The following is a 14813-nucleotide window of genomic DNA, read 5'->3' on the forward strand; positions in this document are numbered from 1 at the left end:
CCCTATTGTGCGCCGGCCGGGCTTTCCGCCGCCTGTTCGTCCTGCTTCTCCTTGCCGAAGGATTTCATGAAGTCCTCTTTCATCAGGTAGGATTTCATCGCCGGAAGCCGCAGACCGTTGACGATCAGGATTCCAACAGCGATCAGCACTGCCGATGCGAGCGCGTCGAGGAACCAGCCGATGTAAGGCGTGAGCGGTCCCCAATAGGAAGGAAGCTCGGCGAGTGCCGGCAGCGTCCAGAATCCGGTCATGCCGTGCAGTGCGAGCGCAATCCAGAAACCGGCGCAATAGGGACAGCGCCACTGCTCGTAGAGGGTCTGAAGCGGCTGCGGCAGGCTTTTCAAGAGGGCGTTGAACCAGGTGCCCCACTCGGGCAGTTTTTCCCAAATCAGGAGGTGCACCGAAACACCGATGATGACGAGTTCGAGGGACATGTATTTTCTCCATAATGTTTGTTCGGTTGACTAACTATTTCGGGCAAACCGAAATCAGCGGTTTGCATTTTCCGTATCGAGAGCTGCCTCCAGCCTCGAAAGGCTTTCGCCGCCGATCTGCGCCCGCAGCGCGCGCGCCGCCGCGCGGTAGACGTCTTCACCCGCCCGCAGCGCTTCGCTTCCCTTTCCGGTCAGCAGGATGTGCTGGGCGCGGGCGTCAAGGCGGCAGGGAACGCGTTTCACAAAGCCACGCTTTTCAAGCTTGGCGATCATGGCGCTGGCCGATGCCTTCCTGATGCCCATGACTTCAACGATATCCTGCAGATGCTGGCTGTGCTCGTCCTGGCACACCCTGTCCGTCTCGTGATCCCTGACCGCCCTCAGGTATTCGAATTCGCTGTGGCTGATGCCGAGCCGGGCGCTGTCGATCGCCCACTGGCGATTGATGAGGCGATGGATGTCTTCGAGCGATCTGGCGAGGTTCATTGGTTTACACCATTTAGTTAGTCTTCCTAACTAAATAAATGCCGCACCGGAGTCAAGCCCTTCGATGGGCGGCTTTCAGGTCAGCAGGACGAGAACGATCACACCGGCGACGATCAGCGCGGTTCCGGTGATTTCCAGCCGCGTGACGGTCTCGCGGAAGATGAAGACCGACGAGGCGATGGTGAAGATGATTTCCACCTGCGCCAGGACCTTCACATAGGCGGCCTGCTGCAGCGTCATCGCCATGAACCAGCCGAACGAGGCGGTCGCGCCGGCCATTCCAACGACGAGCGATGGTTTCCAGGCAGCGGCGACCCGTGCCAGTTCGGCGGGTTCGCGCAGCACCATCCAGACCAGCATCAGGACGGTCTGCAGGACGATGACGAAGGCCAGCGTGACCGCCGCCTGCATCATGAAGTTCGGCCCGCCGAGCGACAGCGACGCGGCCCGGTATGCGACGGCCGCGATACCGAATGCCATGCCCGAGGCGAGCCCGATCAGCGCCGTACGGCTGAGGACCGAGGTAAAGAGGTTCTTCCAGTTCACCGCGCTGTGGGCGACGGAAAGGAGCATCACGCCGACGACCGAAATGGCGATGGCGAACAGGCTGCCGATGCCGACCGTCTCGCCGAGGAAGACGAGGCCGAACAGGGCCGCCTGAGCGGGTTCGGTGCGCGAATAGGCGGTGCCGACGGTGAAATTGCGGAAGGAAAACAGGTAGACGAGCAGTTGCGTTCCGGCGATCTGCGCGAGGCCGCCCACCACCGCCCAGAATAAAAAGGTGGCGTGCCAGGCGGGCAGCGCCATGCCGAAACCGAGGTGCAAAACGGCTACGAACAGGAGCGCGAACGGAAAGCCGAAGCCGAAGCGCACGAAGGTCGCCCCGGTCGTGCCCATAACACCCTTGAGGTGTTTTTGCATTGCGGAACGCACATTTTGAAGGAAGGCCGCGGCAATGGTGATGGGAATCCACAATTCCATGGCCGCGATTTATCACGCTGCGGTCCAATGTCCAACGCGTTTACAGATGCGCAGCGGCGACAAACGTGCAATAAGGCGGCCATGCGCAACAACCTGCCGATCGCCGAAGAGTTCGAAAGCGTCCGTGAATGGGTCTTCGACCTCGACAACACGCTCTATCCGCGCCACACGGACCTGTTCTCGCAGATCGACAAGAACATGACGTCCTATGTGGCAAAGCTGCTCAGCCTGCCGCGCGACGAAGCGCGCAAGGTCCAGAAAGAGTATTACCGGGATTACGGCACGACACTGAACGGGCTGATGAACCGTCACGGGATCGATGCCAACGACTTTCTCGAGAAGGTCCACGACATCGACTATTCCTGGGTCGAGCCGCATCCGGAACTCGGCGAGGCGATCCGCGCCCTGCCCGGCCGCAAATATATCTTCACCAATGGCGATGTCGGCCATGCGGAGCGCACCGCGACGGCGCTCGGGATCCTCGACCATTTCGACGAGATTTTCGACATCCTGGCCGCCGACCTCACGCCCAAGCCGGCGGCCGAGACCTATGACCGGTTCCTGTCGCGACACAAGATCGACAGCAGCCATGCGGTGATGTTCGAGGACCTGCCGCGCAACCTGACCGTGCCGAAGACGCTTGGCATGCGCACCGTGCTGATCGTTCCGCACAATTTCGACGAAGCGATGGGCGAGACGTGGGAACATGATGGCCACGACGGCGCGCATATCGACTACGTGACGGACGACCTCGCCGCCTTCCTGAAGCACTATCTCGACACGCGCTAGGGTGCCGGCCGGCGAACACGGTCCGCCGGCGGCTGTTTTGCAAGGCGGTCAGTTGGTCTTGTGGCCGTGGTCCATCTTGCCGTGGTCCATGGCCTTGGTTCCGGCCGGCATGACGGAAAGCATCAGCTCCACGTCTCCGGCCTTTTCGAACGACAGCACGACGGGCACCATGTCGCCTTCCTCGAAGGCATCCTCGACCCCCATGAACATCAGGTGATAGCCGCCCGGCTTCAGTTCCACCGTGGCGCCAGCGAGGATGGCGAGGCCGTCTGGAAGCGGGCGCATGCGCATGACATCGTCGACGACGGCCATCTCGTGCACCTCGACACGGTCGGTGACGGGCGACGACACGGACAAAAGCCGGTCGTCGTCGGCGCCCTTGTTTTCGATGATCACGAAGCCGCCGCCGACCTTCTGGCCGGGAAGCATGGCACGCGTCCATGGCTGTGATACGTGGAGGTCGCCGGCCATCACCATGCCCGGCTTTGCCTTGTCCGTGGCGTGGCTTTCGGTGGCGGCGAATGGCGCGCCGAGCACGGCTGCGCCGAATGCGGCAGCCGCAAAAAAGGTCTTTACTGAATTCATTGTTCTTGTCCGTTAGGTCAGATCATGGGATGCGCCGCCAGGGCGGCGCTGGCGTTGTCGGATCAGACCGTGGACGGCGGCGCGCGAATGCCGTGCCCGCCAAGGGCCGGCGGAGGGTTATTTGCTTCGCGCCCGTCGGCAAGGAGCCAGCCATGACCGGTGGGCTCGGCGATGAACGCGACCGTTACAGACTGCAGAGCCTTGAACGCGCCGCATGCCGCGCCCGCCATGCAGGATACGATGCAGGGGCAGGCACCCGGCATGCCGGCGGGCATTCCGCTGCCGGCGCCTTCGACCGCACCTTCCTGTGTGCAGATGACCTGCCCCGGCTCACCCGCCAGCGCCTGCGCCAGGGGCAGCATCGTCGGCAGGGCGAGGATCATCAGGCACAGAACGGCGAAAGTCGCCAGTTCGGTGCGCAGCGCGCTTATCACGGCAATTCGGCGCGATCCGGTCATGCGTCCGGTATAGCGGCAGGAAGTGCGCTTGCCAAAGGACAAATTGCAGCAGCGGCGCGTCAGAGCCCGTAATGGCTTGCGATGATGTCCCAGGCCTCGTCAGCGGTTTCAACGAAATTGAAGAGCTTCAGATCGTCGGGGGAGATGGTGCCGAAATCGGCCAGTTCCTGGAAATCGATCACCTTGTGCCAGAAATCGGCGCCGAACAGGATAAACGGCAGCGGCTCCATGCGCCCTGTCTGGATCAGCGTCAGCGCCTCGAACATCTCGTCGAGCGTGCCGAAACCGCCCGGAAAGACGGATATCGCCTTGGCCCGCATCAGAAAATGCATCTTGCGGACGGCGAAATAGTGGAAATTGAAGCAGAGCTCCGGCGTCACGTGTTCGTTGGGCGCCTGCTCGTGCGGCAATATGATGTTCAGGCCGATCGACGGAGCGTCCTCCTCGGACGCGCCGAGATTGCCGGCCTCCATCACCCCGGGGCCGCCGCCGGTGACGATGACGAACTCGCGGTTGCCGGTCTCCGCCGAATGACGCGAGCAGATCCGGGCGAACTTGCGGGCTTCCTCGTAGTATTTCGACGCGGCGGTCAGGTTGCGCTGCTGCGTCTCGTTCCTGGCCGCCCAGGCCTTCGTGCCGGGCGCCGGAATCCGCGCTCCGCCGAACATGACGACGGTCGAGCGGATACCGCGCTCGCTGAGCAGGATCTCCGGTTTCAGGAGCTCGAGCTGGAGCCGGACCGGGCGCAATTCCTCGCGGCACAGAAAGTCATCGTCGGCAAAGGCCAGACGATAGGCCGGGGCCTCCGTCTGCGGCGTTTGCGGAACCTCCGCCGCCCGCCTGCGGTCCGTCCGGTTGTCGAACAGGGGATCCCAGACTTCATCGCTGCGTTTTGCACCCATTGCTTCACTTTCACTCGTTTTGGCGCCTCATGCGGCGCCGCGGACCGATTGACGGCCCGTCCTTACTCGCTTAGAGCATGACCGGATAAATCGTAAGGCTTATCCGGACCGCTGCCACGCCGCAAATGCGCTAGCAAATTCGGCGCAGTACTACAGAATATGACATTGCCGGGGGCCAACAATGGCTGCCGCCAACAATAATGCGTGACCGTTAAGGAAAAACTCCAAGGACAAACCCATGAGTACGACCGACCTTGCCGCCCTGGAAACCACCATCGACGCCGCTTTCGACGACCGCGACAGCGTCAGCACCGGAACACGCGGCGAAATCCGCGAAGCAGTCGATGAGGCCCTCAACCTTCTCGATCACGGCAAGGTCAGGGTGGCCGAAAAGGGCGACGACGGCAATTGGAAGGTAAATCAATGGTTAAAAAAGGCGGTTCTGCTTTCGTTCCGCCTGAATCCGATGGACGTGATCAGGGGCGGCCCGGGAGAAGCGAGCTGGTGGGACAAGGTGCCGTCGAAATTCGACGGCTGGAGCACCCATGAATTCGAAAAGGCCGGATTTCGCGCCGTGCCGAACTGCACGGTACGCCGGTCCGCCTATATTGCGCCGAACGTCGTCCTGATGCCGTCTTTCGTCAATCTCGGCGCCTATGTCGACGAAGGCACCATGGTGGACACCTGGGCGACCGTCGGCTCCTGTGCGCAGATCGGCAAGCACGTGCACCTGTCCGGCGGCGTCGGGATCGGCGGCGTACTGGAGCCGCTGCAGGCCGGACCCGTGGTCATTGAAGACAATTGCTTCATCGGCGCGCGGTCCGAGGTCGTCGAAGGCTGCATCGTTCGCGAGGGATCGGTGCTCGGCATGGGCGTCTATATCGGTCAGTCCACCAAGATCGTCGACCGCGCGACCGGTGAGGTCTTCTATGGCGAAGTGCCGCCCTATTCGGTCGTTGTCGCCGGCTCGATGCCGGGCAGCAAGGCGATGGCGGACAGCAATACAGCACTCCATCTTTATTGCGCCGTGATCGTCAAGCGCGTCGACGAAAGGACGCGGGCGAAGACCGGCATCAACGAACTGCTGCGCGACTAGCACAATTACGAGGGAAAATGACCGACACCCAACCGGCACAGCCAGGAACACCGGCGCCGACGATGCGCTGGTTCTTCCTCGGCCTGTCCGGAAGGATCGGCCGCCTCCCCTACCTTCTGGGAATTCTGTTCCTGGTTGCCGTCAGCGGGCTCATCGTCAGTCGACTGGCGTCGACCCCGGAGGAAAGCACTGCCTTTGCGTTCTGGAGCCTGGTCTCGCTTGTATTCGGCATTGCCTCGATCTGGGCCATGGTGGCGCTTTCGGTCAAGCGGCTGCACGATATGATCCTGCCGGGAGCACTCGCGCTGTGTCTGTTCGTTCCGGCGATTTCGATCGTTGCGGTTTTCGTGATGTGCCTGTGGCCGGGGAGCGCCGGCCCGAACCGGTTCGGCAAGAATGAGAACCGTCCGGCGTCATAACGTATGCAACTTCCCCGACATGCAATTTGCATCGTCAACCGCTTCCATCTCGGCCCCACTTGCTCTAAGCCTCGAACATGACCGACAACCCCGTTGAGAATCTCGCCGCCCTGATCCGCTGCGCCTCCGTCACGCCGAAGGACGAGGGCGCGCTCGATGTGCTGGCGTCCATGCTGGAGCCGCTCGGATTTACGGTCGACCGGGCGACCTTCGAGGACGATGGCACAGAACCGGTCGACAATCTCTACGCGCGCCTCGGCAAAGAGGGGCCGCACCTTATGTTTGCCGGCCATACCGATGTGGTGCCCGCCGGCAACGCGTCCGACTGGACCCACCCGCCCTTCGCGGCGGAGATTGCCGACGGCATGCTCTACGGCCGCGGCGCCGTCGACATGAAGGGCGGAATCGCCTGTTTCGTGGCGGCCCTCGCCCGCCATCTCAAGGTCGACGGCCCGCCCAAGGGGTCCGTCTCCCTTCTGATCACCGGCGATGAGGAGGGACCGGCGGTCAATGGAACCGTCAAGCTGGTCGAATGGGCGGCGCAAAGGGGCGAGCGCTGGGACGCCTGCGTCGTCGGCGAGCCGACCAATCCGGAAGCGCTCGGCGACATGATCAAGATCGGCCGGCGCGGATCGATGAGCGGGACACTCACGGTCAACGGCGTGCAGGGGCACGCCGCCTATCCGCACCTTGCCGACAACCCGGTCCGTGCGCTCATTCCCATGCTTGAGAGCCTGATCAACCCGGTGTTCGACGGCGGCACGGAACGTTTCCCGCCGACCAACCTGGAAATCACGACGGTCGATGTCGGCAATCCCGCGCTCAACGTGATCCCGGCGAGGGCAAGCGCCAATTTCAATGTCCGCTTCAACGACACGTGGTCGCCCGACAGCCTGCGGGCGGAAATCGAACGCCGGCTCGACCGGGCCGCGCAGGACGACCGCCTGCGGCCGGGGCGCGGCAAGGCCGACTACCAGCTCACATGGCGCGACCGGCCTTCGCCGGTGTTTTTGACCCGCGACGATAAACTTATCGAGACGCTCGCCGCCGCCGTCGAATCGTGCACGGGGCGCCGACCGGAACTGTCCACCACAGGCGGCACGTCTGACGCCCGCTTCATCAAGGATTACTGCCCGGTCGTCGAGTTCGGCCTCGTCGGACAGACGATGCACATGGTCGACGAACACGCCGCGCTCGCCGATCTCGAGGCGCTGACCGGCATCTACGAGGCGTTCCTGCAGCGCTGGTTCGCGGCGTGACACCTCCCTCGATCAACGAGGTCACGGCCTATGTGACCGGGGTCGTGCGCATGATCCGGGACGAACCCGAGGGTCTGCAACTGCTCGACCTGTCGGCGGAAGGCTTCTGGCGGTCCTTCTGGGCGATCGTCTACTCCCTGCCCGCCTACCTGGTCTTCTGGACGACCGACCGGCTTGCGCAACTGACCGAAAACCCGGAGGCGGAGCTTGGCGTGGGATTCTTCCTCCGGTCCGCCGTGACGGACCTTGCCGGCATCGCCGCTGCGCTGCTTGCCGTTGCGGTCATCGCGCGGCCCATCGGCATCTCGGACCGGTTCGTGCAGTGGGTCGTTGCGGGCAACTGGCTTTCGCTGCCGCTGAACTATGTGATGGCCGCCATCACGCTGTTTTCGCTTGGTCTTTTCGGATTTGACGGCTCGTTTATCCTGGTGATTGTCTTCATTGCCGCTCTTGTCATCAGCTGGCGCGTCTACCGTGTCGCGCTTGACGGCGACGGGCTGCTGGCCTTCGGGATTCTCGTCCTGACCCAGATTGTCTTCGTGCTGACGACGGTTGCCCTGGGATAGAACTTGTTACCCGTCCCGCATCGTGCACCATGCGGTGAACACGGACTTCAGTTCATCGGCCTTTTCCTCGAGATCTCCAAGGTCGTGCACCTTGAAGGAGCGGGTTTCCCTGCCGTCGCCCTGAAGATTGGGAAATGTGCCGGGAATCTCCGCGCCCTTGTGGAACATCAGGCTGGCGTGTTTCTTCGCCTTGGGGAAGAAACTCGCAATATTGCCCTTGTAGATGAAGGTCGGCGCCTGCCACTTGATCGCCTCGTCAATGCGCGCGTCATGCGCCAGGATCAGTTCGCGCATCGCCGCGACGACCGGCTTCATGGGATTGTCGTACGCCTCCAGCCAGCGATCGACCTCCGGATTCCTGCTCATGGTTCGCTCCCGGACCGTTGCCCCCGCTTTATAGCACGCACACCCGCCGTCACCATGCCTGGCGGGGCAACCGTCGCGACAATAATTCGCGTACGCAACCGCGCAACTCCTGTGCTATGTAACCGGCGGGCCGGTACGGACCGTGCGTCGTTCCGCCTCAACCATCCGCAACGGGAACCCCGATGGCCAACAAACCCATGCTTGACGTTCTGATCATCGGCGCGGGCTTTGCCGGCATCTGCGCCGGCATCAAGCTCAGGCAGGCGGGCATCGAACGGTTCCGCATCTACGACAAGGCCGACGGCATCGGCGGTACCTGGTGGAACAACGTCTATCCGGGCGCGGCCTGCGATATCCCCTCGCATCTCTACTGCTACTCGTTCGAACCCAATCCGCACTGGTCGCGGCTCTATTCGCCGCAGGACGAGATCCAGGCCTATATCGAGGGCTGCGCCGACAAGTACGGCTTGCGACCGCACCTCAGCCTCGGCCGCGAGATCCGCGCCCTGCGCTACGACGACGAAACCGCCACCTGGGAAGCCGAATTCACCGACGGCGAGCGGGTGCATGCGCGCTTTGTCATCAACGGATCGGGCGGCCTCCACAGGCCCTCCACGCCGCAATTCAAGGGCGCCGAACGCTTCCGCGGCATCACCATGCATACCGCCGAATGGGACCGCGATTTCGATCCGACGGGAAAGGACATCGCCATTATCGGCAGCGCCGCGAGCGCCATCCAGGTGCTGCCGGCAATCGCCGACAGGGCGAAATCCATCAGCCTTTACCAGCGCACGCCCAACTACATCCTGCCGCGCAACGATTTTGCCTATTCCGACCGCTGGAAGCGCCTGTTCAGACGGTTTCCGTTGCTCAACCGGCTGCACCGGCTGATGATCTTCTACCGCCTCGAATTGTTCGTTTATCCGATCATCACCAGGGGCGAATACCGGGCCAAACGCATGGAGGAGGCCAGGCGCTACATCAAGGTGATGACACGCGGCCGCAAAGTCCGTGCGGCGATGGTCCCGGACTACGAGATGGGCTGCAAGCGCATGCTGATCTCCGATGATTTCTTCGATGCGCTCAATGCGGATAATGTCGAACTGGTGCCGCAGCCGATCGAGGAGATCACCGAGACGGGGATCATCTCCTCGGACGGGGGCGAGCGGCCATTCGACGCGATTGTCTACGCCACCGGTTTCGACATGGAGGGCCATCTCTTCGGCATCGACATCACCGGAGAGAACGGCATCACGCTCAGACGGGCCTGGAACGACGGCGCCCAAGCCTATCGCGGCGTGATGGCGCCCGGCTTTCCCAACTATTTCATGGCAACCGGTCCCAATACGGGCGTCGGCACGGCCTCCGTCGTCTACATGATCGAGCAGAGCATCGGCTGGATCATGAAATGCATCCGCAGGGCCGGTGCCGACAAGGTGGTGTCCGTCACGCCGGAGGCGACGGCGGCCTATAACAGCCGGATCCAGGCGGCGTTTCCGGACACCGTGTGGACCTCCGGCTGCCAGAGCTGGTACCGCAAGCCCGACGGGCGGATCGAGATCCTCTACCCGCATGATGCCCGCTCGTACCGCCGGCAGATGAAGCGCGTCGACCGCCAGCACGTGCTTTTCACGCCGGTCGCCGAAGCAACCCGCCCGACACTGCAGGCCGCCAAATGAATGTCTCGCGATCCCTGGAAGGTTCCACACGGATCGAAGGGTACTGCGAACCCGGTTTCGAGCCGGTGCTCGACCGGTTCACGGAGAATTTCGAGCGCCGCCGGGAAGTCGGCGCCAGTGTGTGCATGCATGCCGGAGGCCGCGTCGTCGTCGATTTGTGGGGCGGCTTTCAAGACCAGGAGCAGAAGCAGACCTGGGACCGGGACACCGTCAGCGTCGTCTATTCCTGCACCAAGGCGGCGACGGCGCTTTGCGCGCACATCCTGATCGACCGCGGCGCGCTCGATCTCGACCGGACAATGTCGCATTACTGGCCGGAATTCGCTGCCGCCGGCAAGGAGGACGCCACCGTCCGCATGGCACTGGACCACACGGCCGGTGTGCCGGCGCTGCGCGAACCGGTCAAACGCGGCGGCTTCAACGACTGGGACTATGTGACCGGTCGTCTCGCTGCGGAACCGCCGTTCTGGAAGCCAGGCACGAAGACCGGCTACCACATGTTCTCGTTCGGTTGGACCGTCGGCGAACTGGTCCGGCGGGTGTCCGGGAAATCGCTCGGCGCCTTCTTCCGGGACGAGATCGCCGATCCACTGGGTCTCGATTTCTGGATCGGGCTGCCGGCGGATGCGAAACCGGCGATCGCGCCGGTGATCCCCTACAGGCCGGAGCCGGACGATGTGCTGACGGATTTCGTAACCGCCCTCATCACCGACAGGCAATCGACCTCGCACCTTGCCTATCTCAACAACGGCCGCCACGACGCCAACAGTCCCGAAGCCCACGCGGCCGAGATCGGCGGCGCCGGCGGCATAGCCAATGCAAGGGCGCTCGCCGCGATGTACCGGCCGCTCGCCGCCCGGGGCGGCGCGAACGGGCCGGCATTGCTCTCCCGTGAACGCACAGCCGACATGGCGCGGCCGTCCGCCGAGACCGACCGCGACGAGACCCTGCTCATCCCGACACGCTTCAGCCAGGGATTCATGCTGTCGATGGACAATCGCGACCTGCCGTCCGGCAATTCCGTGGTCATCGGGCCCGGCGCCTTCGGGCATGTCGGCATGGGCGGCAGCATCGGCTTCGCCGATCCGGACGCCGGCCTTGCCTTCGGCTATACGATGAACCGGCTCGGCGGCGGCATTTTGCTCAACGAGCGGGGACAGGGGCTGGTGGATGCCGCCTATGCCTGTATCGGTCAGTCGTCCTCGCCATAGAGGGATGAACGCGCGCGGTTGCGCCTTGCCCGTCGCGCCAGCATGTTGAGCATCTCGATCAGCGCCGAGAAGCCCATCGCGGCATAGATGTAGCCGCGCGGAATGTGGACGCCGAAGCCATCGGCGATCAGCGCGGTACCGATCAGCAGCAGGAAACCCAGCGCGAGCATGATCACGGTCGGATTGCGCTGTACGAAATCGGACAGCGGATCGGCTGCCAGCAACATGGCACCGACGGCCACCACGACGGCGACCATCATGATCGGTATATGAGGCGTCATGCCGACGGCCGTAATGATGCTGTCGATCGAAAACACCAGGTCCAGCGCGAGGATCTGGACGATCGCCGCGGCAAAACCCATTGCGACCGCACCGTATAGACTCGGCGCCGGGTTGGGATCGACGATATGATGGATCTCGCGGGTTGCCTTCCAGACCAGGAACAATCCGCCGGAAATCAGGATGATATCCCGCCAGGAGAGCGCGTTGCCGGCAATCTCGAAAACCGGCTGCGTCAGCCGCACGATCGCGGCAATCATCGTCAACAGAACCAGCCGGAAGACCAGCGCCAGGCCGATTCCGACCCGGCGGGCGCGCGGCCTTTGCCGCTTCGGCAGCCTGTTGGTGAGGATTGCGACGAATACCAGGTTGTCGATACCGAGTACGACTTCCATGACGATCAGCGTCGCCAGTGCAGCCCAGGATACCGGATCCTGGAAAAGGGTTACGAGTTCTTCCATTGCAGTTTCGGTCAAAACAATTGCACCCGGCATCGAGCCGGGCACGCCGGCCCATGTGGGGAGCAGCGGCCACCGTTGCAATGGGTTCGAACGGGCGGATCTTCACTTCCGCGTGACTGTCTTCGCGAGAAGATACGGAATATCTGCCGCTCAGCGGCCCTTTACGACCTCGCCGTCTTCCTTGGTGAAGGCCCCGATTTCGATGTCGCCGAGCAGGTCCAGCACCTTCTCCGACGGGCGGCAGAGCGCCGTGCCCTCTTCGGTCTCGACGACGGGCCGGTTCATCAGGATCGGATGTTCGACCATGAAATCGATCAGTTCGTCGTCGGTCCACTTTTCGTCATCGAGGCCGAGCTCGTCATAGGGCGTTCCCTTGCGGCGCAGCAGGTCGCGCAACGGAATGTCCATGGCGGCGATCAGCGCGACCAGTTTCTCACGCCCGGGCGGGGACTTCAGGTATTCGACGACCTCGGGTTCGATTCCCGCCTGGCGGATCATCGCCAGCGTGTTGCGCGAGGTGCCGCAATTCGGATTGTGGTAGATCGTGACCTTCATCTCAACCTTCGCCTTCTTCGTATTCGACATTCATGAAATAGAGCCCTTCGGGCCCGGCGACCGGACCGCAGGCGGCGCGGTCCCTGGCTTCCAGCGCCGCAGCGACATCGTCGGCGCTCCAGTCGCCCTCGCCAACGAGGCGCAGGGTTCCGGCGAAAGAGCGGATCTGGTTGTGCAGGAATGATTTCGCCGTGGCGAATATTTCGACCAGTTCGCCGGTGCGACGCACGTCGAGCCGGTCGAGCGTGCGCACCGGGTTCTTCGCCTGGCAGTGGACCGACCGGAAAGTGGTAAAATCGTGCCGGCCGACGAGGCGCTGGGCGGCCGCGCGCATGGCATCGGCATCGAGCGGTTTCTGCACCCACAGCGCCCTGTTTTTTTTAAGCGCCAGCGGAACGCGGCGGTTGATGATGCGGTAGCAATAGTGGCGCCGCAGGGCCGAGAAACGCGCATCGAAGCCGTCATCGACCGCTTCGGCCGAAAGTATGACAATGCGCTCGCCCGCCTGGCCGAGATAGGAATTGATGGCGTTGCGCACCGTCTCGGCGGGCCACTCCCGCTCGAAATCCGCATGGGCCACCTGCCCCATGGCATGAACGCCGGCATCGGTGCGCCCGGCGCCGCGTACGATGAGGTCATGGCCGCAGAACTTCTTCCCCGCGGCCTCGATGGCGCCCTGGACGGAGGGGCCGTTGTTCTGGCGCTGCCAGCCGACATAGGGCGTGCCGTCATATTCGATTGTCAGCTTGTAGCGCATATCAGGAAAGGACCGTTCCGGCCGGCAGGTCGTGGCCGCGCAGGAAGTCGTCGGCATTGAGCGCCTTGCCGCCCGCCTTCTGCAACCTCAGCAGCCGGACCGCTCCGCGGCCGCAGGCAACGGTGAGGCGGTCATCGAGCAGCGTTCCGGCCGTGCCTTCCCCGTCGGCTGTCGTCGAGCGCAGGATCTTCACGCGCTCCGACTTTCCGCCAAGCGGCATCTCGCACCAGGCGCCGGGAAAGGGCGACAGGCCGCGTATGTGGTTGTGCACCGTGACGGCATCGCCCGAAAAATCGATGCGGGTCTCGTCCTTGCTGATCTTGGCGGCGTAGGTGACGCCCGCATCCGGCTGCCGCGTCAGGGTCAAGGAGTCACGCTCCAGCGCGGCCATCGCCCTTTGCATGAGATCGCCGCCGATCAGCATCAGCTTGTCGTGCAGTTCGCCGGCGGTCATGTCGGGGCCGATGGCGACCCGTTCTTCCATGGCGACGGGACCGGTGTCGAGCCCCTCGTCCATCTTCATGACCATGACGCCGGTTTCCTCGTCGCCCGCCATGATGGCGCGCTGGATGGGCGCGGCGCCGCGCCAGCGCGGCAGCAGCGAAGCGTGGCCGTTGTAGCAGCCGAGGCGTGTGCCGGCGAGGATCGCCGGCGGCAGCAACTGGCCGTAGGCAACGACGACGGCGACGTCGGCGCCGAGATCGCGGAACGCCTGCTGCTCGGCCTCATTCTTCAGGCTTTGAGGCGTATGGACCGGAAAGCCGAGGATCTCGGACTGCCGGTGGACGGGCGACTTGACGACTTCCAGGCCGCGGCGCCCGGCCGGGCGCGGCGGCTGGGTGTAGACGGCGGCAATCTCATGGCCGTACCCGGCCAGCGCCGCCAGCGTCGGCACCGCGAATTCCGGCGTTCCCATGAAGATGATACGCAAGGTCTGTCTCCCGCGTGTTGCCGCCGCGCAATGCGGCGGTCAGAGCCGCGTGCCGCCGCGGCTCTTCGCCAGCTTGGTGAATTTCCTGATCACCATGTCCCGTTTCAGCTTGGAAATATGATCGATGAAGAGGACCCCGTTCAGGTGGTCGATCTCGTGCTGCAGGCAGGTCGCGAGCAGGCCGTCCGCCTCGATCTGCTGCTTCTTGCCGTCGCGGTCGACATAGTCGACGGTCACCTGCGCCGGCCGCTCGACCTCGGCATAATAGTCGGGGATCGAAAGGCACCCTTCCTCGTAGGTGGAGCGCTCGTCGGAACTTGCGACGATCTCCGGGTTGATCACCACGATCGGGTTCTTCTCCTCGTCCTCCTTGGAGCAATCGACCACGAGAAGGCGGCGCGGAATGCCGAGCTGGATGGCCGCCAGCCCGATTCCGGGAGCGTCATACATGGTTTCCAGCATGTCGTCGGCGAGCGTGCGGACCTCATCGTCGACACGTTCGACCGGCTCGGATTTGTCGCGCAGGACCGGATCGGGAAGAAGGACAAGCGGTTTTATGGTCATGGCATGCATCTACGCATTCGGCGGCGGCAGGTCAA

The 14813-nt window shown here is 63.4% G+C and carries 19 protein-coding genes; 7 read left to right on the forward strand and 12 right to left on the reverse strand.

The annotated features are described in order from the left end of the window. Positions 1 to 2 precede the first annotated feature (2 nt). From E4M07_RS06620 to E4M07_RS06630, 3 genes are all read right to left on the reverse strand, one after another. Complete coding sequence (locus E4M07_RS06620) at positions 3 to 434, reverse strand: hypothetical protein (RefSeq protein ID WP_136657535.1); 432 nt, start codon at positions 432 to 434, stop codon at positions 3 to 5. A gap of 54 nt (positions 435 to 488) precedes the next feature. Then, a complete protein-coding gene (locus E4M07_RS06625) occupies positions 489 to 920 on the reverse strand; it encodes a MarR family transcriptional regulator (RefSeq protein ID WP_136657536.1) in 432 nt (143 codons plus the stop codon). A 75-nt stretch (positions 921 to 995) separates the two neighbouring features. Beyond that, complete coding sequence (locus tag E4M07_RS06630; protein WP_136657537.1) at positions 996 to 1901, reverse strand: DMT family transporter; 906 nt, start codon at positions 1899 to 1901, stop codon at positions 996 to 998. A gap of 81 nt (positions 1902 to 1982) precedes the next feature. Here E4M07_RS06630 and E4M07_RS06635 point away from each other — a divergent pair, with 81 nt between their 5' ends. After that, positions 1983 to 2690 carry a pyrimidine 5'-nucleotidase gene (locus E4M07_RS06635; RefSeq protein ID WP_136657538.1) on the forward strand — a complete coding sequence of 236 codons (708 nt, stop codon included), beginning with the start codon at positions 1983 to 1985 and terminating at the stop codon, positions 2688 to 2690. Between the two features lie 48 nt (positions 2691 to 2738). On the opposite strand, the gene E4M07_RS06640 is transcribed toward E4M07_RS06635, so the two are convergent. The 3 genes from E4M07_RS06640 to E4M07_RS06650 form a co-directional block, all read right to left on the reverse strand. Continuing rightward, on the reverse strand, positions 2739 to 3275 hold the full coding sequence (locus tag E4M07_RS06640; protein ID WP_136657539.1) for a copper chaperone PCu(A)C: 537 nt from the start codon (positions 3273 to 3275) through the stop codon (positions 2739 to 2741). Between the two features lie 62 nt (positions 3276 to 3337). Beyond that, positions 3338 to 3709 (reverse strand): hypothetical protein, encoded by a 372-nt coding sequence (locus tag E4M07_RS06645; protein ID WP_206057192.1) that lies wholly within the window; start codon positions 3707 to 3709, stop codon positions 3338 to 3340. 83 nt (positions 3710 to 3792) lie between these two features. Next, positions 3793 to 4635 (reverse strand): LOG family protein, encoded by an 843-nt coding sequence (locus E4M07_RS06650; protein WP_136657541.1) that lies wholly within the window; start codon positions 4633 to 4635, stop codon positions 3793 to 3795. A gap of 238 nt (positions 4636 to 4873) precedes the next feature. Between E4M07_RS06650 and dapD the strand changes: the two genes are divergently transcribed. The 4 genes from dapD to E4M07_RS06670 all read left to right on the forward strand — a co-directional run bounded on the left by dapD (position 4874) and on the right by E4M07_RS06670 (position 7975). Next, positions 4874 to 5731 (forward strand): 2,3,4,5-tetrahydropyridine-2,6-dicarboxylate N-succinyltransferase, encoded by an 858-nt coding sequence (gene dapD, locus E4M07_RS06655; protein WP_136657542.1) that lies wholly within the window; start codon positions 4874 to 4876, stop codon positions 5729 to 5731. A gap of 17 nt (positions 5732 to 5748) precedes the next feature. Beyond that, on the forward strand, positions 5749 to 6150 hold the full coding sequence (locus E4M07_RS06660) for a DUF805 domain-containing protein (RefSeq protein ID WP_136657543.1): 402 nt from the start codon (positions 5749 to 5751) through the stop codon (positions 6148 to 6150). A gap of 77 nt (positions 6151 to 6227) precedes the next feature. Continuing rightward, entirely contained in the window at positions 6228 to 7409 is a 1182-nt protein-coding gene (dapE, locus tag E4M07_RS06665; protein WP_136657544.1) for a succinyl-diaminopimelate desuccinylase, read from the forward strand. Continuing rightward, positions 7406 to 7975: a hypothetical protein gene (locus tag E4M07_RS06670; RefSeq protein ID WP_136657545.1), complete on the forward strand. Its 570-nt coding sequence runs from the start codon at positions 7406 to 7408 to the stop codon at positions 7973 to 7975. Before dapE ends, E4M07_RS06670 begins: the two co-directional genes overlap by 4 nt. 6 nt (positions 7976 to 7981) lie before the next feature. Here the strand turns inward: E4M07_RS06670 and E4M07_RS06675 are convergent, their stop codons facing one another. Then, on the reverse strand, positions 7982 to 8341 hold the full coding sequence (locus E4M07_RS06675; RefSeq protein ID WP_136657546.1) for a DUF1801 domain-containing protein: 360 nt from the start codon (positions 8339 to 8341) through the stop codon (positions 7982 to 7984). 182 nt (positions 8342 to 8523) lie between these two features. On the opposite strand from E4M07_RS06675, the gene E4M07_RS06680 reads away from it, so the two are divergent. Next, entirely contained in the window at positions 8524 to 10020 is a 1497-nt protein-coding gene (locus tag E4M07_RS06680) for an NAD(P)/FAD-dependent oxidoreductase (protein WP_136657547.1), read from the forward strand. Continuing rightward, positions 10017 to 11231 carry a serine hydrolase domain-containing protein gene (locus tag E4M07_RS06685; protein ID WP_136657548.1) on the forward strand — a complete coding sequence of 405 codons (1215 nt, stop codon included), beginning with the start codon at positions 10017 to 10019 and terminating at the stop codon, positions 11229 to 11231. The genes E4M07_RS06680 and E4M07_RS06685 overlap by 4 nt, the downstream gene beginning before the upstream one ends. Here E4M07_RS06685 and E4M07_RS06690 read toward each other — a convergent pair. The 5 genes from E4M07_RS06690 to def all read right to left on the reverse strand — a co-directional run bounded on the left by E4M07_RS06690 (position 11213) and on the right by def (position 14778). Beyond that, positions 11213 to 11971 (reverse strand): TerC family protein, encoded by a 759-nt coding sequence (locus E4M07_RS06690; RefSeq protein ID WP_136657549.1) that lies wholly within the window; start codon positions 11969 to 11971, stop codon positions 11213 to 11215. The two genes, E4M07_RS06685 and E4M07_RS06690, sit on opposite strands and share 19 nt — an antisense overlap. 150 nt (positions 11972 to 12121) lie before the next feature. Continuing rightward, on the reverse strand, positions 12122 to 12526 hold the full coding sequence (arsC, locus tag E4M07_RS06695; RefSeq protein ID WP_136658445.1) for an arsenate reductase (glutaredoxin): 405 nt from the start codon (positions 12524 to 12526) through the stop codon (positions 12122 to 12124). A 1-nt stretch (position 12527) separates the two neighbouring features. Beyond that, positions 12528 to 13340, reverse strand: a complete 813-nt coding sequence (gene truA / locus E4M07_RS06700; protein ID WP_169054118.1) for a tRNA pseudouridine(38-40) synthase TruA — start codon at positions 13338 to 13340, stop codon at positions 12528 to 12530. Beyond that, complete coding sequence (gene fmt / locus E4M07_RS06705) at positions 13285 to 14199, reverse strand: methionyl-tRNA formyltransferase (RefSeq protein WP_136658447.1); 915 nt, start codon at positions 14197 to 14199, stop codon at positions 13285 to 13287. The genes truA and fmt overlap by 56 nt, the downstream gene beginning before the upstream one ends. Before the next feature lie 54 nt (positions 14200 to 14253). Continuing rightward, positions 14254 to 14778: a peptide deformylase gene (gene def / locus E4M07_RS06710; protein WP_136657550.1), complete on the reverse strand. Its 525-nt coding sequence runs from the start codon at positions 14776 to 14778 to the stop codon at positions 14254 to 14256. Between the last annotated feature and the right edge of the window lie 35 nt (positions 14779 to 14813).

The organism is Nitratireductor sp. XY-223, assembly GCF_004959855.1.
In the GTDB taxonomy this organism is placed as follows: Bacteria; Pseudomonadota; Alphaproteobacteria; order Rhizobiales; family Rhizobiaceae; genus Hoeflea_A.